Genomic DNA, 19,539 nt, shown 5'->3' with positions numbered 1-19,539 from the left:
ACCACGCAGACGATCAGGCGCTACCGATCCCTACCGCACGCGTAGGCCAACGGCGAGATCAACTCCTCCGCGTCCGGCAGCCACCGATTCGCCGGCGTGGGCCGGCAGGCCCACTGCACAGCCCCGCGGGACCCGAACCGGGTGGGCGGCGCGGCCACGTACGCCCCTTCCCCCAGCACGGTCAGATCCAACGACGCGGGCGACCACCCCAGCGTGCGCACCAGATCGGGCACCTTCGCGGAAGCCCCCGGCAGCACGAAGAACTCCATCCGCCGATCCGGGGTCAACGTCACCGGCCCGAGCGTCAGCTCCATCCGCTCCATCCGCGCGAGCGCGAGAAACCCGGCCGTCTCCGGCACGGAGATCGCGTCGAACGTCCGCCCCGTCGGCAGCAGGATCGACGCCGTCGGCTGCTTCTGCCACATCCGCCGCGCGACGGTCGCGCTGCCCGTCGCCTGCGTGGCCCAGTCCGGGCGCGCCGGGTGCGAGCCGGGTGCCGGGCACGCCGCGTCACCGCAGGAGCAGCGCTGGCTGCCGTCGGCGGCTTCCAGCCAGGTGCCGGGGAACACGTCCCAATGGCGTTCCTCGGCGTAGCGAACGGCGGTCTCCAGCAGCGATTCCCCGCGCTGCTTCGGGATCTGAGCGGCTTCGGTGCCGGCGATCGTCTCTTCCACGATGAGCACAACTCTGGTCGTCACCAGGGGTTACGCCCCGCCCGCGTGCGCGGGGAGGAGCACCGGCGCCGACCTCGGGGCGCATGGGTGCATGTCCGGGGGCGCGCAGGAGGGCCGACGGCCCGAGGTGGGTAGCCACGAGTGGGGCCGGCGCCAGCCGTCACCCCGGCAATCCTCACATGTCTCGCATTTTCGACTGTTCGGCGGGGCATTGATCTTCACGGCCGGATCTTTTCGCCGGGACGTGAGGGGTTCGGCCGCGGAAGACACGTCAACTCGGTGCGTGGGCAGGCACCGCAGCCTCAGGGGGTACGCCATGGCCGCAAGGCCTCTCGTCGCCCGTCAGCCGAACGAACGGCTGCAGGCGCTCATCCAGGAAGCCGGATGCTCCAACGCCGGCCTCGCCCGCCGGGTCAACATGTGCGGCGCCGAGCACGGTCTCGACCTGCGCTACGACAAGACGTCGGTGGCGCGCTGGCTGCGCGGGCAGCAGCCGCGGGGCCGGGCTCCGGCGATCATCGCCGAGGCGCTGGGCCGCAAGCTGGGCCGTACGGTCACGATCGACGAGATCGGCATGGCCAACGGCAAGAACCTCGCCTCGGGCGTCGGTCTGCAGTTCTCGCCGACGGTACTGGGCGCCATCGAGCAGGTCTGCGAGCTGTGGCGCAGTGACGTGGGGCGACGGGACTTCCTGTCCGGCTCCTCCGTCGCCGCGTCCGCGCTGGTCGAACCCAGCCGCGACTGGCTGATCTCCGCGCCCGACGGCCAGGTGTCGCGCACGGCGGGCCCGCGGGTGGGGCAGTCCGACGTGCAGGCGGTGCGGGCCATGACGCAGGCACTGGTGGATCTCGACCACCAGTACGGCAGCGGGCATGTGCGCCCCGTCGTCGTGCACTACCTCAACAGCGTCGTCTCCGGGCTGCTGGCGGGCTCGTACCGGGAGGCGGTGGGGCGGGACCTGTTCGCGGCGGTGGCGCGGCTGACGGAGCTCGCCGGGTACATGGCCGTGGACACCGGCCAGCCCGGTCTGGCCCAGCGCTACTACATCCAGGCGCTGCGGCTGGCCCAGGCGGCCGGGGACCGGGGGTACGGCGGCTATGTGCTGGCCGCCTCCATGAGCCATCTCGCGGCGCAGCTCGGAAACCCGCGGGAGATCGCCCAGTTGGCGCGGGCGGCGCAGGAGGGGGCGCGGGGGCGCGTGACACCTCGCGCGGAGTCCATGTTCCTCGCGGCGGAGGCGCGCGGGCACGCCCTGATGGGTGATGCGCGCGCCGCCCAGGAAGCGGCCGGGCGCGCGGTGAGCGCCCTGGAGGCGGCCGACCCGGCCGCCGGGGACGACCCGGTGTGGATCGCGCACTTCGACCAGGCCTATCTCGCCGACGAGTTGGCCCACTGCCACCGGGACCTGGGGCAGGCCGACGCGGCGGCGCGGTGCGCGCAGGAGTCGCTGGCCGGACACCCCGAGTCGCGGGCGCGCCGCCGGGCCATCGGCTATGTGCTGCTGGCCACGGCGCAGGTGCAGCAACGCGAGATCGAGGAGGCGTGCAGCACCGGCATGAAGGCCGTGGAACTGCTGGAACGGCTGCGCTCGAACCGGGGCGCCGAGTACCTGGAGGACTTCCAGCAGCGGCTGGAGCCGTACCGGGACGAGGCGGTGGTACGGGAGTTCGGGGCGCGGCTGGACCTGCAGACGGCGGCGTGAACACAGGGGAGGCGGATGCGTGAACGTGCGGGAAACGGCCGACCGGCGCGCGGGAGGTGGGATGAGCGGCGCGCCGTGACCCGCCGGTGTTATCGCGCTCACAGGGCAGGAGGCAGGGCCCGGTGCTGCGTGGCACGGGGCTCTGGGGACCCGGTAGCGTGAGCCGACGATTCACAAGGTCCCCCACAAGTAGGAGTCCCGGTGACGCAGAGTGGACGGGGCGAGGAGCCCTCGGCGCGCCCCGCGCGCGAAGGCATCGTGCTGCCCTCCGACGGTGGCGAGCCCCTGCTGCCGGGCATGACGGGCGGACCCGCTGACGCCCACGCCGGCCGGCCCTCGGCCGGCGGTCCCCAGCCCAGCGCCCCCGCGGAGGGCCAGACCTGGGGCCAGCCGTGGGGCCCCGACCAGGAGACCCCGCCCCCGCCGCCGGGCCAGAGCTGGCAGGCCCCGCCGGCCCAGCAGTGGACGGAGCCCCCGGCCTGGGGCGCGCCCGGCCCGGGAGCGCTCCCCGAGCAGCCCCCGAACCCGTACGGCGCTCCCGCCGGAGGAGTCCCGCTGCCTCCGGAGGGCGCCGGTCCCGCCGGCGGACCCGACGCCTACGGAACTCCTGCCTCAGGCGCGCCGGGCGGGTACGGACCCGCCGCCGGCTCCGGTGCGTACGGACCTGCCGCGGGGGGCGGCCCCCAGCCGTCGGCCGCCGACCCGTACAACTCCCCTGCCGGGGACGGCTCCCTGCCGCCGCACGCCGGCTCGTACGGGTCTCCCGCCGGGCACGGCATGCCGCCGGGCCCGGGGGCGTACGGGCCTGCTGCGGGGGGCGGTTCGCAGCCGCACGGGCAGGCACCCGCAGGTGCCCCGCAGGGGGCGCACGGGGCGGCCGCGGGTGCTCCCCTGCCGGCTGCCTACGACGAGGGGGCGACCCAGTATCTGCCGCCCGTCAGGGCCTCCGCCGACGAGGGGGCGACGCAGTACATACCCCCGGTGGGCCCGGGCGCCCTGCCGCCCGAGATGCCCGCCGCCCAGGACCCCGAGGCGACCACGTTCCTGGGGACCGGGCCGCGCGCCGGGGCCGGGCCGATGCCGCCCGCCTCCAACCCGGACGCCGAGGCCACGCAGTACATTCCGCCGGTCACCGGCGGGGACCAGCAGCCGCCCGCCGGTTTCGAGAACCTCTTCCGCGGCGAGCGGGGTACGGACAGCCCGGCGGGCGCCACCCAGCAGATGCCCCGCATCGAGCAGCCCCCGCCCTCGTACGGTGCTCCCCAGCCCTCCTACGACCCCCACGACGAGCCCCGCGGCGGACGATCCGGCCGCGGTGGCCGCGGTGGCTCCCGCGTGCCCGTCATCGCGGCCGTCGGCATCGGCATCGCCGTCCTCGGTGTCGGCGCCGGCGCGATGCTCGCCGGTGGGGGAGGCGGTGAGGACGACGGCGGCGACAAGAAGACGGTGGCCGCCTCGGCGCCCGCCACCGACGACTCCGCCTCGCCGTCCGCCGACCCGGCCCGGGCACAGGCGGTCGAGCTCGACAAGCTGCTCGCCGACAGCGGCGACAGCAGGAGCACAGTGATCAACGCGGTGGCCGACGTCAAGGGTTGCGACAACCTCGCCCAGGCCGCCAGGAACCTGCGCGACGCGGCCAGGCAGCGCACCGACCTGGTCACCCGGCTCTCCGGCATCACCGTCGACAAACTGCCCGACCACGCCGCGCTGACCACGGCCCTCACCAAGGCGTGGCAGGCCTCGGCCTCGGCCGACAACCACTACGCGGCCTGGGCCGACCAGACCGCCGGCAAGAAGGGCTGCAGGAAGGGCCAGGCCCGGGTCACCGGCCAGACCCAGGCCGGGAACCGGGCCAGCGGTGTCGCGAGCACCGAGAAGGCCAAGGCGGCCGGTCTGTGGAACGGGATCGCCAAGCGGTACGGGCTGACCGAGCGTCAGCCGACGCAGTTGTGACGTGAGGTGATGCGGCGTGAACCGCCGGGCGCCTAGTAGTTCACGTCGGCGTCCTGGAGCGTTCGCGTCGTGTCGACGAAGCCCTTGCGCGCCGACACCAGCCGCCCGTCCCGCACCACCTGGAGCGTCACGTTCGCGTTGACCAGCCGCGGGAAGCCGACGGAGGCGAGCTCGTCCTGGAACCGCCACCGCAGCGTCGGCGTGAGCCCGCCCGTGGTGACCTCCAGGCCGTCGTCGAGGGCCTCGGTCACCGTGTCGGCGGTCACATCCCCGGTGCCGAGCGACTCGACGACCTGGTGGAACACGGTGTAGGCGATCCACGTGGTCTGCACCCCGGCGTCCGCGGCGTCGATGCGGTTGTCGCCGAAGGCCTCCTGCTCGATCACCCGCTTCATCCTGTCCCAGCGGGCATCGCTCGCCACGGGATACCAACCGGTGATGTACGAGCCCTCGTACGGCCCCGACGCCCCGCCGGTCGCGTCGATCACCGTCTGGTCGACACTGCCGAGCACGGCCGCCGTCCGTACGTCGGGATAGTCCTCGCGGGCCCGCCGGAAGGAGTCCATGAAGTTGCCGTTGCGGTCCCCGAGCGCGGGCACCACACACCCTTCCTCGCCCCGCTCTGCGGTCGTCGTACGCAGCGCCCGCGCGGCCTGGCCGTCGTACTCGGTGGCGTCCTCCGCGGCCCGCTGGTCCTTCGAGGCCGGGTGCCCGCCCGCCTTCAGGCCGGAGTCGAGCAGCGGGGGCAGCTGGTCGCCGGCGATGGTGTCGGGCCGGATCAGCGCGACCGGCCCGCAGTCGGCGAGGGCGCGGCCGAGCCCGGCCAGCAGCGCGGGCTGGCCGCCGTTCACGGGGTAGGACAGGGGGCTGGTGAACTCGGCGTTGGTGATGCCGTAGCCACCGATGTAGGGGATGCCCGCGCCCTCCAGGGATGGGAAGAAGGAGTCGGCGTACTGGCTGTAGGAGCCCACGACCGCGACCGCGTTCTCCTTGGCGGCCCGCCGGGCGCACTTCGCCGCGGCCACGCTGTCGTTGTGGTCGTTGCAGGTCAGCACGTTGAGCTTGCGTCCGTTGATTCCGCCCTTGGCGTTGACCCAGCGGGCATAGGCGCGGGCGAAGGCGGGCATGCCGGGCTTGTTGGTCGCCTTGGTGTCCTGGGGGGCCCAGGTCATGACGGTGATCGGCTCGTCCCCGGTACCCCCCGTGGTGCCGGGGACGACGCCGCAGCCGGCGAGCAGCGACGCGCACGCGACCGCGGCCCCCGCGGGGAGGACGCCTTTTCTGGCGTGACGGGTGAGGAGGCCGGGGAGGAATGTGCTGCGCTTGCGTCGCCTGCCGGTCATGGGTCCCCACGCTTTCGCCACACGGCTAACCCGTGAGTGATCCAGGGGTAACAATCGGTGACGCGCAGGTGAATTGCGGGGGTGGATGTGCCCGATGTGGAAGGGAACGTACGATCGATGACCGTGCAAGCTTCGGAGAACTCTTCCCGTCGTGGCCGTCGCTCATCCACCATGGGCGGCATGCCTGCCAATGACATGCCGTGGTGGCGCTGGCGCAGCAACGTGCGCTCGGCGCTGCACATGCTTTCCGATCCCGCGTTCCAGCGGGACGTCTGGCTGGCCGGCGTGGACGGCTACGGCGACGTGACCGACGCGGTGTACCGCCTGGTGGAGGACACCTGGCTGGACCACTGGTCCGCCGAGAAGTACGTCGGCACGATCTTCCGCGACCCGGAGGAGGCGGCCCTCGTCGACACCGCCGTGCTGCGGGTGCTGCGGATCATGCACCAGGTCGGGCCGGACGCGCCGGTCGCCGCGTATCTCGAGCACCAGGGGTGGCCGGAGGCGGTCCGGGCGGCCCGGGACGCGCATCTGCGGCTCGCCACGAGCGACGGTGAGGAGCCGGACGCGCCGCCGCGCAGCCTCGAGGTGCTGCGGATCATGACGAGGTCCGCGTAGCGGGACGGTTGCCGGTGCTCTCGTCCCTTGTGGGACCCTGTCCTGCATGAACGAGCAGTCCACCAGCGCCGCGGTCCCGGCCGACCAGTACGTCCTCACCCTTTCCTGCCCGGACCGGAAGGGCATCGTGCACGCCGTGTCGAGCTACCTGTTCATGACCGGCTGCAACATCGAGGACAGCCAGCAGTTCGGTGACCACGACACGGGTCTGTTCTTCATGCGCGTCCACTTCTCGGCGGACGCGCCGGTGAGCCTGGAGAAGCTGCGGGCCAGCTTCGCGGCGATCGGTGACTCCTTCCAGATGGAGTGGCAGATCAACCGGGCCGACGAGAAGATGCGCATCCTGCTGATGGTCAGCAAGTTCGGGCACTGCCTGAACGACCTGCTGTTCCGGGCGCGGACGGGGGCGCTCCCCGTGGAGATCGCCGGTGTGGTCTCCAATCACACGGACTTCGCGGAGCTGGTGAGCTCGTACAACATCCCCTTCCACCACATTCCGGTGACCAAGGACACGAAGGCGGAGGCGGAGGCCCGGCTGCTGGACATCGTGCGGGAGGAGGGTGTCGAGCTCGTCGTCCTGGCGCGGTACATGCAGGTGCTGTCGGACGACCTGTGCAAGGCGCTCTCCGGGCGGATCATCAACATCCACCACTCGTTCCTGCCGAGCTTCAAGGGGGCGAAGCCGTATCACCAGGCTCACGCCCGGGGTGTGAAGCTGATCGGGGCCACTGCTCACTACGTGACGGCTGATCTCGACGAGGGGCCGATCATCGAGCAGGAGGTCGAGCGGGTGGGGCACGACGTGACGCCGGAGGGGCTGGTCGCGATCGGGCGGGACGTGGAGTGCCAGGCGCTGGCGCGGGCGGTGAAGTGGCATGCGGAGCGGCGGATTCTGCCGAATGGGCGGCGGACTGTGATTTTCGCCTGACAGCTCGGTTCGTCCTGTTTCGTCGGCGGGTGCCGGTTGGTTGTGGCTTGTCGCGCAGTTCCCCGCGCCCCTGAGGGCGTGCCCCTGCGGTCCGTTTCTACATCCTGCTCAGTGAAGCGGCGGCGAACAGGACGTCTCTGATCGCTTCCTTGTCTCCCACCTGACCGGCCGCCGCCTCCTGGGGAGGTACGTGGCCCGCTGCCAGGTGGCAGAACTCGACTCCGTCCAGGGCGACGTGGGCCACCTCGTGTTCGGCGGAGCCCTTGGCCGCGGGGGAGTCCAGCGGGATCAGCCACTCGCCGCCGCCCGAGCCCTCGATCTCCAGGCGGAGGCTGCGGCCCGGTTCACCGGCCGCCACCAGGCGTTGCCGGGCGGGGGCGGCGAGGCCCGTGCTGCGACGGTGGGCCAGGGCGATCGGGAGCATGCGGGCCGCCAGGTCGATCATCCGGTGCAGATGGCGCGGGGACGGCGGGTCGAAGGGGTAGTCCACGGCGTCCGCGATGTCCTCCGCGTGCACCCAGCACTCGAAGGCCCGGTCGAGCATCGCGTCGTGCAGGGGCAGCTCGAAGTCGCCGTACCGCACGCGCGTCCCGTCGAAGCCGCCGCCCGTGAAGGACACGGTGCGGACGAGGCGGTGGCTCTGTTCCCGCCAGGGCACCCGCACCGCACGGGTGGGCGGGAAGTGGGAGGCGCGCCAGTACGCCTCGGTACGGGCCGCCGGGGTCGGGTGCGGGGACGCGACGTCGCCCAGGGGGTCGTCCAGGCCGAGCGCGACCGCCACCAGCCCGTCGACGCTGAGCAGGTGGGCGATGACCCCGGCGACGGTGGTGCGCCGGCTGGTCGGCTCGTCGCCCCGGAACCAGCGCAGCCGTACCGGCGCGTGCCACTCGGCGTCACCGAAGTCCTGGAGCAGGGCGTCCAGGCGCGCGGTCTCCGCGTCGTACGCGACCGCCCAGTCCGGCACCGGGACGCGTGGCGGACGCCGCTCCAGGCAGGACTCCAGGACGCGGGTGCGCAGTCCCGGGTCCAGGTCGAGACTCTCCGGGCGCTGCAGCAGCCCGACCGCCTCGCGCAGCCGCCGTGCCTCGTCGGCACACGCGCCGCACTCGCCGAGGTGCGACTCGACGGCCGCGGCCTCCTCGGCCGGGCACGCGGCCAGCGCCCAGGCGCCGAGCAGGGACTTCAGCACGGGGTGTTCGAGCACGGGCCGTACCGGCGGCGGGGGTGCGGGCAGCGGCAGCGAGCCGTCCTCGACGGAGGCCCGGGGCATGGGTATTTGCGGCGGCTGCCGGTCTCCGGCTCCCTGCTCGTCGCCGGGCCCGGGTCCCCCTGGCCCGCTTTCGCGCCTTTCATCCCGAATGCCGTTCTCGTTACGGATGTTGTCCCGCTTCTCATGGCCGCCGAGCTCCTCGTGGCTGTCCTCTCCCTCGTGGTCGTCGTACGCCTCGAACCGGTCCGGCCCGTTCACGCCGCACCCCCGTATCCGGGCGGTGCGCCCGGAGCCTCGGAGTCGTGGGCGGTGGACAGCAGTTGCAGGCCGAGGCGGAGGCGACGGCGGGCCTCCTCCTCGGTGATGCCGAGGTCGGCGGCGGTCTGGTGGTAGTCGCGGCGCTGGAAGTAGGCCCGCTCCAGGGCCGAGCGGAGCGGGACCGGCATGGACTGGACGATGTAGTCGGCCCGGGCGGCGACCGAGGCCCGGCGCACCCTGCGCTCCAGTTCCTCCGTGGTGCCGGAGCCTTCGCGGGCGAGGGTGGCGGTCTCGGTGGCGCGCAGGCGCTGGACGGCCAGGCGCTGGGTCAGTGCGGCGACCCAGGTGCGCAGGGGGCCCTGCTGGGAGTCGTAGGAGTCCGGATGCTCCCAGATGTGGACGAAGACCTCGCGCGTGATGTTGTCGGCGGCGCGTTCGTCGCCGAGCACGCGGTGGGCGAGGCCGTGCACGAGGGAGGCGAACCGGTCGTAGAGCTCCCCGAGGGCGGCCGCCTCCCCGCGGGCCAGCCGCTGCTGCATCCTGCGGTCCCAGCGAGGCGGTACGTCCCTTTTCGCCATGCGGCTCCCTCACCCCCTGCTCGTGTTCCGCGCCGGTGCGCTGTCCAGCCTGTGGCCGACGTCTCCCCGAAATGTAGTCGGCACGTCCGAGAGCGCACGCCCCTTTGTGGCAATGTGCGCCCCCTGGTCGGCCGCAGGTGGTAGGGGGCCGCCTACCCACCCGCTCCCCGATCAGACGTGTCTGGTTAGGATCGAATCGGATCGAAGTCGACCAAAACAAGCCGCTTCTGAGGGGCAGCCGTTTTCTGCGTAGCGTTTCGGGGAACGGCCCGCTGGGCAGCCGCGCTGCAAGGAAGCGTAGGCATTGCTTCCGTTTTGGCGAGCGAAGGGCGTGGTGGTGACCTTCAAAGTGACCGGCGGCGAGCAGGGCGAATGGGCCGTGCTCCAAGTGTCGGGCGAGCTGGATCTGGTGACGTCGCCGGTGCTGCGTCAGCGCGTGCACGACGTAGTGGCCGAGGGGCACCACTGCCTTGTCCTGGACCTGTCCGAGGTGTTCTTCTGCGACTCCAGCGGCGTCGGCGTGCTCATCGCCGCCCGTCGCCTGATCCGCTCCTGCCAGGGCCGGCTGCGGCTGGTGCTGCCCGCCCGGGGCGCGGCCGACGGGTCGCATGTGAACCGCGTCCTCGGCGCACTGGGCGTACGCAGGCTCTTCGACGTCTACGGCGATGTGGACGCCGCCCTGGGTGACGAGGGCGAACCCCTGTCCGCGTGACGCGCCGATGACGCACGGTAGGCGGAGTGTCGCCGTTCTGACACGCTGTTGTCCTGGAATTCCCCCGGTCTTGGCACAAGTGACGTTTTCCCGCGCCCGAGCGGCCCCCTCCGTCGTACGCTCCGAGCGAGACGCACCACACCCGACGTAAGGCGGCCTGAAAGAGACATGGTCAGCAGCGAGTACGAGCGCAAGATCGCCGCCCGGTTCGCCATTTTCGACCAGGACGGCAACGGCTACATCGACCGTGAGGACTTCATGGGGGCGGCCAAGGCGCTCCTCACGGAGTTCGCCGTCACGGCCCGGTCCGACAAGGGACAGGCGCTGTACGGCGGCGCGGAGGCGTTCTGGCAGGGCATGGCGGGGATCGCGGACCGCGACGGCGACCAGCGCATCACGCGCGAGGAGTTCGTGGGCGGCGCGGTCAAGCGCCTGCGTGACAACCCCGACCGGTTCGCCGAGATCGCCCGCCCCTTCCTGCACGCGGCCCTGGACGTCGCCGACACCGACGGCGACGGCGCCGCGACGGCCGAGGAGGCCGCCCGCGTCCTGAAGTGCCTCGGCGCCCCCGAGGACGTCGCCCGCGCGGCCGCCGCCACGCTCGACGCGGACGGCGACGGCAAGGTCGGCGAGAGCGAGGTCGTCCCCGCCTTCGCCCGCTACTTCACCGTGCCCGAGTAGGGCCACGCCTCCGCGGGATGCCGGCGCCCCTTCGCCGTAGGGGTTCGGGTTCTTCTCGGGCGGGCGGCTGCGGGCTGTCGGTGGTTGTTCGCGCGGTTCCCCGCGCCGCTGGGAGGCCGGCCCGCAGCGGGTCACGTACCCGAGTAGCGCTCACGCAGCTTGTACTTCAGCACCTTCCGCAGGGTCTCGCCCCGCGGAAGGGCGTCCACCACTTCCAGCCGCTCCGGCAGCTTGTGCACGGACAGCCCCTCGGCGCGCAGGTACGCGGTGACGGCCGGGAGCGTCAAGGGCTCGGCTCCCGGCGGCTGTTCCACCACCGCGCACACCAACTCCCCGCGCCCGGCGTCCGGCAGCCCGATCACCGCCACGTCCCCGACCGCCGGATGCCGGTGCAGCAGGTCCTCGATCTCCCGGGCCGAGATGTTCTCCCCCTTGCGGATGATCACGTCCTTCAGCCGGCCGGTGAGGACCAGGTGCCCGGTCTCCGTCAGGTGCCCGAGGTCGCCGGTGCGCAGGAACCCCTCCTCGTCGAAGGCCTCCGCCGTCTGGCCGGGATCCAGGTAGCCGCGGCACACGGCCTCCCCGCGCAGCCGCACCTCCCCGTCGACGATCCGTATCTCCATCCCCTCCGGCGGCCGCCCCTCCGTCGTCGCCAGCAGCTCGGGGTCGTCGTCCGGCGCCCCCATGGTGATCATCGGCACCTCGGTCATGCCGTAGCCGTGGGTGAGCCGCACACCCATCTCGCGCACCACCGCGTGGTACAGCTCCGGCGGCTTGGGCGCCCCGCCGCCCGCCAGCAGCCGCAGGGACGGGACGATCGGAGTCCCGGGCTGCCCCCGCTGCTCCGCCAGCAACATCGAGTAGAACGCCGTCGACCCGCCCGCCATCGTCACGCCGTGCGCGCGGTAGTCCTCCAGCGCGTCCGGTAGCGCGAACTGCTCGAACAGCACCGCCGGGAAGCCGTACAGCAGCAGCATCACCGTGTAGTCGGGGCCGCCGATGTGGGCGTACGGGAAGGCGATCGACCCCACGTCGTCCGCCGAGGGCCGCAGCGCGTGCGCCAGGCAGGAGCCGCCCGCCAGCAGGGAACGGTCCGTGTGCAGCACGCCCTTGGGGTCGGAGGTCGTGCCGGACGTCCAGTAGATCCAGCGGACGGCGGTGCCGTCGCGGGGCGGGGGCGGCAGCACCGACGGATCGCCGTCGGGCAGGTCGTCGTACGCCTCGAACACGCCCCTCGCGCCGAGCCGCCGGGCCATCTCCGCGTGGTCGAAGCCGCGCCAGGTGCCGGGCACCGCGAAGAACTCCGCCTTGGACTCCCGCAGCGCGAAGCCGACCTCGCGGTCCCGGTAGAAGGGGATGACCGGGCTTTGCACGGCGCCGAGGCGGGCCAGCGCGAAGGAGAGGAGAACCGTCTCGACACGGGTGGGCAGCTGCCAGGCGACCACCGTCCCGGGGCGTACGCCCATGCCGTACAGACCGGCCGCGACCCGCTCGCCCCGTGCCCGCAGTCCGTCGAAGGTCAGCGTGCGGCCGTCCTGGAGGAGGAGCGGGCGGTCGGGGCTGAGGGCGGCCCGGCGGACGACCAGCTCCCACAGGGTGCGGGACGAACTCAGGGTGTGCGGGGTCTCGTTCACGGTCGCCCCCTGCTCCTTGGCTGACGGGTCGTCAGATGGGATGCTAACTGACAGGGCATCAGATAAGTACCGTCCGGCGGAGGGGACCCATGGCGACCGAACTGCCCCGCATCATCAGCGTCGACGACCACGTGATCGAGCCGGCCCACCTCTTCGACACCTGGCTGCCGGCCAGGTACCGCGACCGCGGGCCCCGGCCGCTGACCGCCGGAATCGGGGAACTCGCCTACATCGGCGGCAAGTACCGGATCACCATGGACCCGGACGGCCCGCCCACCGACTGGTGGATCTACGAGGACCTGAAGTTCCCGTACAAGCGCAACATCGCCGCCGTCGGCTTCGACCGGGACGAGATGACCCTCGAGGGCATCACCCGCGAGGAGATGCGACCCGGCTGCTGGGACCCCAAAGAGCGCCTCAAGGACATGGACCTGAACCACGTCGAGGCGAGCCTCTGCTTCCCCAGCTTCCCCCGCTTCTGCGGCCAGACCTTCGCCGAGGCGCACGACAAGGAGGTCGCCCTGGCCTGCGTGCGCGCCTACAACGACTGGATGGTCGAGGAGTGGTGCGGGGACAGCGGAGGGCGGCTCATCCCGCTGTGCCTGATCCCGCTGTGGGACGTCGAACTGGCGGTCGCCGAGATCCGGCGCAACGCCGCGCGCGGGGTGAAGGCCGTCACCTTCTCCGAGATCCCCACCCACCTCGGGCTGCCGTCCATCCACTCCGGCTACTGGGACCCCTTCTTCGCGGTCTGCCAGGAGACCGGGACGGTCGTCAACATGCACATCGGGTCCTCGTCCCAGATGCCGGCCGCCTCCCCGGACGCCCCGCCCGCGGTCCAGGCCTCGCTCAGCTTCAACAACGCGATGGCCTCGATGATGGACTTCCTCTTCAGCGGGGTCCTGGTGAGGTTCCCGCGCCTCAAACTCGCCTACTCCGAGGGCCAGATGGGCTGGGTGCCGTACGCCCTGGAACGCGCCGACGACGTGTGGGAGGAACACCGCGCCTGGGGCGGCGTGCGGGACACCATCCCCGAGCCGCCCTCCACGTACTACTACCGGCAGATCTTCTGCTGCTTCTTCCGCGACAAGCACGGGGTCGCGTCGATCGACGCCGTCGGCCGCGACAACGCCACCTTCGAGACCGACTACCCGCACGTCGACTCGACCTTCCCGCACACCAAGCAGGTCGCCCTCGACCACGTCCGGGGCCTCGACGACGAGACGGTCCACAAGCTCATGCGGGGCAACGCCATCCGGATGCTCGACCTGGACCTCGACCGCTGATGGACCTGTCGTACACGCCCGAGGAGGAGCAGTTCCGGGCCCGGCTGCGGGAGTGGCTCGCGAAGACGCTCCCCGCTCTCCCGCCCGCACCGTCCCCCCACGACTGGCCCGGGCGGCGGGCGTACGACCTCGGCTGGCAACGCAGGCTGTACGACGCCGGATACGCCGCAGTCCACTGGGACGCCACGCCGAGTGTCCGGCTGATCTTCCTGGAGGAGACCGAGAAGGCCGGAGCGCCCTACGTGGGGGCCAACTTCGTGGGCCTGCTGCACGCCGGGCCGACCGTCGCCGCCGAGGGCACGGACGCACAGCGGTCCCGCTGGCTGCCGCCCATCCTGCGCGGCGAGGAGGTGTGGTGCCAGGGCTTCAGCGAACCGGAGGCCGGCTCCGACCTCGCCGCCCTGCGCACCCGCGCGCGGCGCGACGGTGACGAGTACGTGGTGACCGGCTCCAAGATCTGGACGTCGCACGCGGAAGTCGCCGACTGGTGCGAGCTGTTGGTCCGCACCGACCCGGACGCCCAAAAACGCCGGGGCATCACCTGGCTCGCCCTGCCCATGGACGCGCCCGGCGTCACGGTGCGGCCCCTGCGCACGCTCACCGGGACGGCCGAGTTCGCGGAGGTCTTCCTCGACGAGGTGCGCGTACCGGTGGGTAACCGGGTCGGGGACGAGAACGACGGCTGGCGCGTCACGATGGTGACACTGTCCTTCGAGCGCGGCACGGCCTTCGCCGGCGAGGTCGTCGCCTGCCGTCGCGTCCTCGGCGAACTGGCCGTCGAGGCGCGCGGGAACGGCCGCTGGGACGACCCGGCGCTGCGGCGCCGGCTGGGCAGGCTCAACGCCGAGTTCCGGGCGCTGTGGCGGCTGACGCAGTGGAACGTGAGCGCGGCGGAGGCGTCGGGCGGCGTGCCCGGTGCCGGGGGCTCGGTCTTCAAGCTCCGGTACTCGCACGCCCGCCAGGAGCTGTACGACGCCGCGGCCGAGGTCCTGGGCGCCGACTGCCTCGACCTGGACCGGCCGTGGGCGCTCGACCGGCTGGCCTCGCTGTCGTACACGATCGCGGCCGGCACGTCGCAGATCCAGCACGGCATCATCGCCGAGCGGATCCTCGGCCTGCCGAAGGGACGGTGACGGTCGGTGCGGTTCCGGCTGACGGACGACCAGCGGGCCCTGCGGGCCGGTGTACGGCAGGTGCTGGCGCGGCACTTCGACGGCGAGGCGCTGCGGGCGGCCGCGGGCGATGGCGGTCCGGGCGGTGGCGGGGTGGGCGGTGGCGGGGTGGGCCGTACCGTCCGGCCCGCCGGTCCGGACCGGGCGCTGTGGCGGGCACTCGGGGATGCCGGGTTCTTCGCGCTGCGGCTGCCTCAGTCGGACGGCGGGGTCGGACTCGGGCTGCCGGAGGCGGTCTTGGTGTTCGAGGAGGCGGGGCGGGCGCTGCTGCCCGGGCCGCTGGTCGCCACCCACCTCGCGGCCGGCGTCGTGCCGGGAGCCGCCACCGGGGAGGCCGTCGTGACGGCCGTGCACGGCGGGCTGGTGGAGTGGCTTGCCGAAGCCGACGTCGTGCGCGGCGACGCCACCGGAGCCGTACCGCTGCGCTCCCTCGACCCGCTGACCCCCCTGCACCGGGTGCCCGGCGCGGCATCCGCCCCGGACCCGGTCGCCACCCTCCTCACCGCCGCCGAGCAGCTCGGCACGGCCGGCCGGGTCTGCGAACTGGCGGCGCAACACGCCCGGGCCCGCGAGCAGTTCGGCCGCCCCATCGGGGCCTTCCAGGCCGTCGCTCACCTGTGCGCCGGGATGCTGGTCCGGACGGAGACGGCCCGTGCCGCGGTGTACGGGGCCGCGGTCACCGCTGACCCGGTCGACGTCGCCGCGGCCCGGCTGCTCGCCGACGAGGCCGCCGTGCGCGGCGCCCGCGACTGTCTCCAGGTGCACGGCGGTATGGGCTTCACCTGGGAGTCCGAGGTCCATCTGCATCTGAAACGCGCATGGGTTCGAACGCAACGCGCCGGGGAAGTCACGGAGAGTGAGGAGGTGCTCGCGGCGGACCTGTGGCCGGGAGCGCCCTGACGGGCCCGCTGGCTGCGGCGTAGCAGGGCGAGCCCGCGATCATGTCGCGGATCGTGGCATGCCGGAACTACGGAGAGTTGATACCGGGTCGTGTCCTCCGTGTGACTCGTCACAGCCCGGAGTCGGCCGCCCGCTCCGGTACCTTGTGTGAGATGCGAGTGGCTCTGAGTGCAGCGCGGCCCGGTGGCGCCGCCTGTTCGACTGCCCACGGCGAGCGTCGCACAGTATGCCGCACGGGTACTCCTTCGCGCTGGAATATGCCCGAAGCGCTTGTTGGGGTGACTGTACGTCAACCATGCTGTCCCACAAGGGATTCACGTTCCGTGATCTCTGCCCCGGCCGTTGTTCTGGCCATGCAGAAAATGGCTACGATCGTGGCCTTCGTGAGGCGCGAGCCTAAGTGTCCGCCGGTTCGGATGGTGTGAGCGGTGCAGGTGCTTCAAGTGCAGCTGGAGATCCGGCCCGACCCCGCAGAAGTGGGGCGGGCCCGGCGGTGGGCCCGCTCGCGCCTGGCCGGGTCGGGCATACAGGCCGACGAGCCGCTCGCCGAGACGCTGATCCTGCTCGTCTCCGAGCTCGTCACCAATGCCGTGGTGCACACCGGGTGCCCGGCCGTGCTGCGGCTTTCGCTGCCGGGTGCGGCGGCCGGTGAGGCCATCGTCCGCCTCGAGGTCGCCGACCGCAGCGTCCGCGCCCCCGTGCCCCGGTGGGCGGACGACGACGCGACCGGCGGGCGCGGCCTGGCTCTCGTCGACGGTCTCGCCGACCGCTGGGGATGGACCACCGAGGGTGCCGGCAAGCGCATCTGGTGCGAGCTGGACTGCGGCGCCGGATCACGCGGTGCCGCCGCCTGCGGGAGTGGCGTGGTGCCGTACGGCGGGGCCGCGGCGGCTCGCGAGGGGATCACCTACGAGGCGGTGTAAGGCAACCGGCGTCAGGCGTGGTGACTGAGGTGTACGGGTGCACGGCGACTGAGCGGCCCTGTCCTGCCGCGATGCGGTGCGCCGGGGCGTGCTTCCGTGCGCGCCTGGATCAAAAGGGTCATAAGTGGCGAACCCTCGAACGGGTGTTGACGCGTCGTGATGGTTTGATCACGCTGGTGGGAGCGATTCGCCGTGAGGGGACGACGAGGGCTTCGGCGACGGGAGTCCTCGGCGAGTGTGGGTCGTGATCCGTGTCGGTCGGCTCAGGGCCGGGGAACTCTGGGCGGAACGCCGGATCGGGGTGGCGGCGCGGACTGCCGGGCTCGGGGTGCGCAGTGCCGCGTCGTCGGACGTCCTTCCGCAGGGGGGTTGGTGAAGGGCGCGAGAACCGTCCCGGGCCGGAGGGATCCGGCCCGGGACGGAGCGGACGCCGCCGCCGGTCAGATGACGGGGGCCGCGATCCGGGTGTAGGTGACGGGGCTGCTCGTGCCGGCGGGAGTGGTGACCCGGACCGAGACCGGTCCCGCCGGCCCGGTGGGGGCCACGGCGGTGATCTGGGTCGGTGAGACCACGGTGAACGAGGCGGAGGCCGTACCGAACTGGACGTCGGTGGCGGTGGCGAGGCCGGTACCGGTCAGCGTGACGACGGTGACGGCGTTCGCCGGTCCGCGATCGGGCACGAGCGTGCTCAGCGTCGGGGACGCGAGGTAGACATATCCGATGGGGTCACTGGTGCCGCCGGGGGTGGTCACGGTCACCGACGCGGTGCCGGCCGCACGGGGCGGCGTGACCGCCGTGATCTGGGTGGCGGAATCGACGGTGAACGAGAGCGCCGCCACCCCGTCGAACCGCACCGCAGTCGCATTGAGCAGGTTGGTTCCGCTCAGCGTCACCGGTGTGCCGCCGGCGGTGGCACCGGAGGGGGGAACAACGGAGGTAAGCGCGGGCCGGGCCACATAGAAGAAGTACGCCTGCGGGACGTTGGGGTTGCTGGTGCCGCCGGGGGTGGTGACGGTGACCGGTGCGGCGCCGGGGGTGTTCGGTGGGGTGGTGGCGGTGATCTGGGTGGCGGAGTTGACGGTGAACGAGGCTGCCGGTGTGCCGCCGAAGGAGACGGCTGTCGCGCCGGTGAGGTTGGTGCCGGTGAGGGTGACGCTGGTGCCGCCGGAGGTGGGGCCCTGGCTGGGGGACAGTCCGGTGAGGGTGGGTGCGGCGAGGTAGGTGAAGGTGAGGGCGTTGCTGGTGCCGCCGGGGGTGGTGACGGTGACCGGTGCGGTGCCGGGGGTGTTCGGTGGGGTGGTGGCGGTGATCTGGGTGGCGGAGTTGACGGTGAACGAGGCTGCCGGTGTGCCGCCGAAGGAGACGGCTGTCGCGCCGGTGAGGTTGGTGCCGGTGAGGGTGACGGTGGTGCCGCCGGAGGTGGGGCCCTGGCTCGGGGACAGTCCGGTGAGGGTGGGAACGGCAGCGGTGACATAGGTGAACGTCACCTGCTGACTGCTGGTGCCCTGACTGGTGGTGACGCTGACGTTGACCGCACCCGTGCCGGACGGCGTGACAGCGGTGATCTGGGTACTGCTGTTGACGGTGAACGAGGTCGCGCTCTTCGCGCCGAACCGGACGGCCAGGGCGCCGGTGAAGTCGGATCCGGTCACCACGACGGTCGTACCGCCGGAGGCCGGCCCCTGGTTGGGGCTGACGGAGGAAACCACCGGAGCGGCCAAAGCTGTACTCCTTCGCATGGGACACGCCTGCAAACGAACGGGACCCGTCCGGGCGGAGGGGGGCCGCCGCCCGGACGGGCGTCATCGCCTCCGCCGCGCGGAGGCCGCCAGGTGGATCAGATGCCGGGCCCGGCGACGTAGGTGAAGGCGCCGGTGGCGGTGTCCGATCCCGCGGGGTTGGTCACCACCACGTCGGCCGTGCCCGCCGTGCCGGGCGGGGTCACCGCCGAGAGGGTCGTGGTGTTGATGACCGAGAACGGTGCCGCGGCACCGTCGAAGGTGACCGAGTCGGTGCTGTCGAGGTTGGTGCCGGTGATCGTGACCGCGGTTCCGCCCGAGGTCGGACCCGAGGTCGGGGTGAGGGCCGTGACCGTAGGGACGTCGACGTAGGTGTATGTCAGACCGTTGTTGGTGCCGCCCGCGGTGGTGACGCTGACCGCGACCGGCCCGGCCGCCGCGCCGGCGGGAACCGCGACACTGAGCGAGCTGTCGGAGTTCACGGTCGGCGTCGCGGTGATCCCGCCGAAGGAGACACTGGTGGCCGTCGACAGCCCCGTGCCGCTGATGCTGATGGTGTTGCCCCCGGCCAGCGGCCCGGACGACGTGCCCAGGGACGACTTGAAGGGGGCGCCGACGTAGAAGAACGGAATCGGGTTGCTGGTCCCGCCGGGCGTGGTCACGGTCACCCCGACCGTGCCGGTGCCCGAGGGCGAGACGGCGGTGACCTGGGTCGGCGAGACGTTGGTGACGTTGGTGGCCGGCTTGCTGCCGAACTTCACCGCGGTGGTGTTCGACAGGTTCGTGCCCGTGATCGTCACCAGCGTCCCGCCGCCGGTGGATCCCTGGTTGGGAGAAATGGGCATGAGGCACTCCTCACTGGTTGATGGAGACGTGCGAGGAACCGGCAAGGGGCATCCGGTGATCAGGCGCTGTCATCGCTGCCGGGCCCTGGACGGGCGAAGAGACAGGTCCGGTACGTCCCCTGGGCAAGGAGAAAACCGGCATGAGCTGCCTCGACGTCCCCCGGCTCGAGGATGGGCAGCCCGCCGGTTCGTACTCTCAGTGACCCACAGGGCCAACCGAGTGACAAGGGGACGTCAATGCACGTCACTCGGACGGAGTAATGGGCGGTGGGTGCGCGCAGGGCTCAGGCATGGCGTCGGCCGGTGCCGTAGGCGACACCGGCCGACTGGATCCAAGTCCCCACCAGGGGTGCCCATCGCGGTCTGCCAACATTCACTCCCGG

At 72.3% G+C, this 19,539-nt stretch carries 17 protein-coding genes; 10 read left to right on the top strand and 7 right to left on the bottom strand.

All coding sequences use genetic code 11. The features are described from left to right. Window positions 1-20: 20 nt before the first annotated feature. Window positions 21-683: a bifunctional DNA primase/polymerase gene (locus tag IE212_RS18365; RefSeq protein ID WP_190199185.1), complete on the bottom strand. Its 663-nt coding sequence runs from the start codon at window positions 681-683 to the stop codon at window positions 21-23. A gap of 307 nt (window positions 684-990) precedes the next feature. Between IE212_RS18365 and IE212_RS18360 the strand changes: the two genes are divergently transcribed. Beyond that, window positions 991-2,376 carry an NsdA family TPR-like regulatory protein gene (locus IE212_RS18360; RefSeq protein ID WP_190198961.1) on the top strand — a complete coding sequence of 462 codons (1,386 nt, stop codon included), beginning with the start codon at window positions 991-993 and terminating at the stop codon, window positions 2,374-2,376. Between the two features lie 201 nt (window positions 2,377-2,577). Then, entirely contained in the window at window positions 2,578-4,329 is a 1,752-nt protein-coding gene (locus IE212_RS18355) for a hypothetical protein (RefSeq protein ID WP_190198960.1), read from the top strand. Between the two features lie 32 nt (window positions 4,330-4,361). Here the strand turns inward: IE212_RS18355 and IE212_RS18350 are convergent, their stop codons facing one another. Then, entirely contained in the window at window positions 4,362-5,672 is a 1,311-nt protein-coding gene (locus IE212_RS18350; RefSeq protein WP_190198959.1) for an ABC transporter substrate-binding protein, read from the bottom strand. Between the two features lie 117 nt (window positions 5,673-5,789). On the opposite strand from IE212_RS18350, the gene IE212_RS18345 reads away from it, so the two are divergent. Both IE212_RS18345 and purU read left to right on the top strand, forming a co-directional pair. Further along, the gene (locus IE212_RS18345; protein WP_190198958.1) at window positions 5,790-6,290 is read left to right on the top strand and encodes an SCO4402 family protein; all 501 of its coding nucleotides are present in this window, start codon (window positions 5,790-5,792) and stop codon (window positions 6,288-6,290) included. A 46-nt stretch (window positions 6,291-6,336) separates the two neighbouring features. After that, on the top strand, window positions 6,337-7,218 hold the full coding sequence (gene purU / locus IE212_RS18340; RefSeq protein WP_190198957.1) for a formyltetrahydrofolate deformylase: 882 nt from the start codon (window positions 6,337-6,339) through the stop codon (window positions 7,216-7,218). A 97-nt stretch (window positions 7,219-7,315) separates the two neighbouring features. Here the strand turns inward: purU and IE212_RS18335 are convergent, their stop codons facing one another. Beyond that, entirely contained in the window at window positions 7,316-8,686 is a 1,371-nt protein-coding gene (locus IE212_RS18335) for a zf-HC2 domain-containing protein (protein WP_190198956.1), read from the bottom strand. Continuing rightward, window positions 8,683-9,264 carry a sigma-70 family RNA polymerase sigma factor gene (locus IE212_RS18330; RefSeq protein ID WP_190198955.1) on the bottom strand — a complete coding sequence of 194 codons (582 nt, stop codon included), beginning with the start codon at window positions 9,262-9,264 and terminating at the stop codon, window positions 8,683-8,685. The genes IE212_RS18335 and IE212_RS18330 overlap by 4 nt, the downstream gene beginning before the upstream one ends. Window positions 9,265-9,595: 331 nt before the next feature. On the opposite strand from IE212_RS18330, the gene IE212_RS18325 reads away from it, so the two are divergent. Next, window positions 9,596-9,976: an STAS domain-containing protein gene (locus IE212_RS18325; RefSeq protein WP_030849533.1), complete on the top strand. Its 381-nt coding sequence runs from the start codon at window positions 9,596-9,598 to the stop codon at window positions 9,974-9,976. 168 nt (window positions 9,977-10,144) lie between these two features. After that, window positions 10,145-10,657: an EF-hand domain-containing protein gene (locus IE212_RS18320; protein ID WP_190198954.1), complete on the top strand. Its 513-nt coding sequence runs from the start codon at window positions 10,145-10,147 to the stop codon at window positions 10,655-10,657. Between the two features lie 131 nt (window positions 10,658-10,788). On the opposite strand, the gene IE212_RS18315 is transcribed toward IE212_RS18320, so the two are convergent. Then, window positions 10,789-12,291 carry a class I adenylate-forming enzyme family protein gene (locus IE212_RS18315; protein WP_190198953.1) on the bottom strand — a complete coding sequence of 501 codons (1,503 nt, stop codon included), beginning with the start codon at window positions 12,289-12,291 and terminating at the stop codon, window positions 10,789-10,791. An 89-nt stretch (window positions 12,292-12,380) separates the two neighbouring features. On the opposite strand from IE212_RS18315, the gene IE212_RS18310 reads away from it, so the two are divergent. The 4 genes from IE212_RS18310 to IE212_RS18295 all read left to right on the top strand — a co-directional run bounded on the left by IE212_RS18310 (window position 12,381) and on the right by IE212_RS18295 (window position 16,572). After that, entirely contained in the window at window positions 12,381-13,577 is a 1,197-nt protein-coding gene (locus tag IE212_RS18310; protein WP_190198952.1) for an amidohydrolase family protein, read from the top strand. Continuing rightward, complete coding sequence (locus tag IE212_RS18305) at window positions 13,577-14,710, top strand: acyl-CoA dehydrogenase family protein (RefSeq protein WP_190198951.1); 1,134 nt, start codon at window positions 13,577-13,579, stop codon at window positions 14,708-14,710. Before IE212_RS18310 ends, IE212_RS18305 begins: the two co-directional genes overlap by 1 nt. 6 nt (window positions 14,711-14,716) lie before the next feature. Next, the gene (locus IE212_RS18300) at window positions 14,717-15,649 is read left to right on the top strand and encodes an acyl-CoA dehydrogenase family protein (RefSeq protein ID WP_190198950.1); all 933 of its coding nucleotides are present in this window, start codon (window positions 14,717-14,719) and stop codon (window positions 15,647-15,649) included. 443 nt (window positions 15,650-16,092) lie between these two features. Further along, the gene (locus tag IE212_RS18295) at window positions 16,093-16,572 is read left to right on the top strand and encodes an ATP-binding protein (protein WP_190199184.1); all 480 of its coding nucleotides are present in this window, start codon (window positions 16,093-16,095) and stop codon (window positions 16,570-16,572) included. A gap of 440 nt (window positions 16,573-17,012) precedes the next feature. Here the strand turns inward: IE212_RS18295 and IE212_RS18290 are convergent, their stop codons facing one another. Further along, entirely contained in the window at window positions 17,013-18,293 is a 1,281-nt protein-coding gene (locus tag IE212_RS18290; RefSeq protein ID WP_229864420.1) for an IPT/TIG domain-containing protein, read from the bottom strand. A gap of 116 nt (window positions 18,294-18,409) precedes the next feature. Next, window positions 18,410-19,156, bottom strand: a complete 747-nt coding sequence (locus IE212_RS18285; protein ID WP_190198948.1) for an IPT/TIG domain-containing protein — start codon at window positions 19,154-19,156, stop codon at window positions 18,410-18,412. Window positions 19,157-19,539: the final 383 nt, after the last annotated feature.

This window comes from Streptomyces djakartensis, from assembly GCF_014651075.1.
GTDB lineage: Bacteria > Actinomycetota > Actinomycetes > Streptomycetales > Streptomycetaceae > Streptomyces > Streptomyces djakartensis.
The sequence above is the reverse complement of the archived record's forward strand: the minus strand, read 5'-3'. Positions and strand labels throughout refer to the sequence as shown.

What these genes read in the sequence shown, in the direction of transcription:
- IE212_RS18360 (WP_190198961.1), top strand. Translation starts at nt 991, where the DNA reads ATGGCCGCAAGGCCTCTCGTCGCCCGTCAGCCGAACGAACGGCTGCAG.
- IE212_RS18350 (WP_190198959.1), bottom strand. Translation starts at nt 5,672, where the DNA reads ATGACCGGCAGGCGACGCAAGCGCAGCACATTCCTCCCCGGCCTCCTC.
- IE212_RS18345 (WP_190198958.1), top strand. Translation starts at nt 5,790, where the DNA reads ATGACCGTGCAAGCTTCGGAGAACTCTTCCCGTCGTGGCCGTCGCTCA.
- purU (WP_190198957.1), top strand. Translation starts at nt 6,337, where the DNA reads ATGAACGAGCAGTCCACCAGCGCCGCGGTCCCGGCCGACCAGTACGTC.
- IE212_RS18330 (WP_190198955.1), bottom strand. Translation starts at nt 9,264, where the DNA reads ATGGCGAAAAGGGACGTACCGCCTCGCTGGGACCGCAGGATGCAGCAG.
- IE212_RS18320 (WP_190198954.1), top strand. Translation starts at nt 10,145, where the DNA reads ATGGTCAGCAGCGAGTACGAGCGCAAGATCGCCGCCCGGTTCGCCATT.
- IE212_RS18310 (WP_190198952.1), top strand. Translation starts at nt 12,381, where the DNA reads ATGGCGACCGAACTGCCCCGCATCATCAGCGTCGACGACCACGTGATC.
- IE212_RS18305 (WP_190198951.1), top strand. Translation starts at nt 13,577, where the DNA reads ATGGACCTGTCGTACACGCCCGAGGAGGAGCAGTTCCGGGCCCGGCTG.
- IE212_RS18285 (WP_190198948.1), bottom strand. Translation starts at nt 19,156, where the DNA reads ATGCCCATTTCTCCCAACCAGGGATCCACCGGCGGCGGGACGCTGGTG.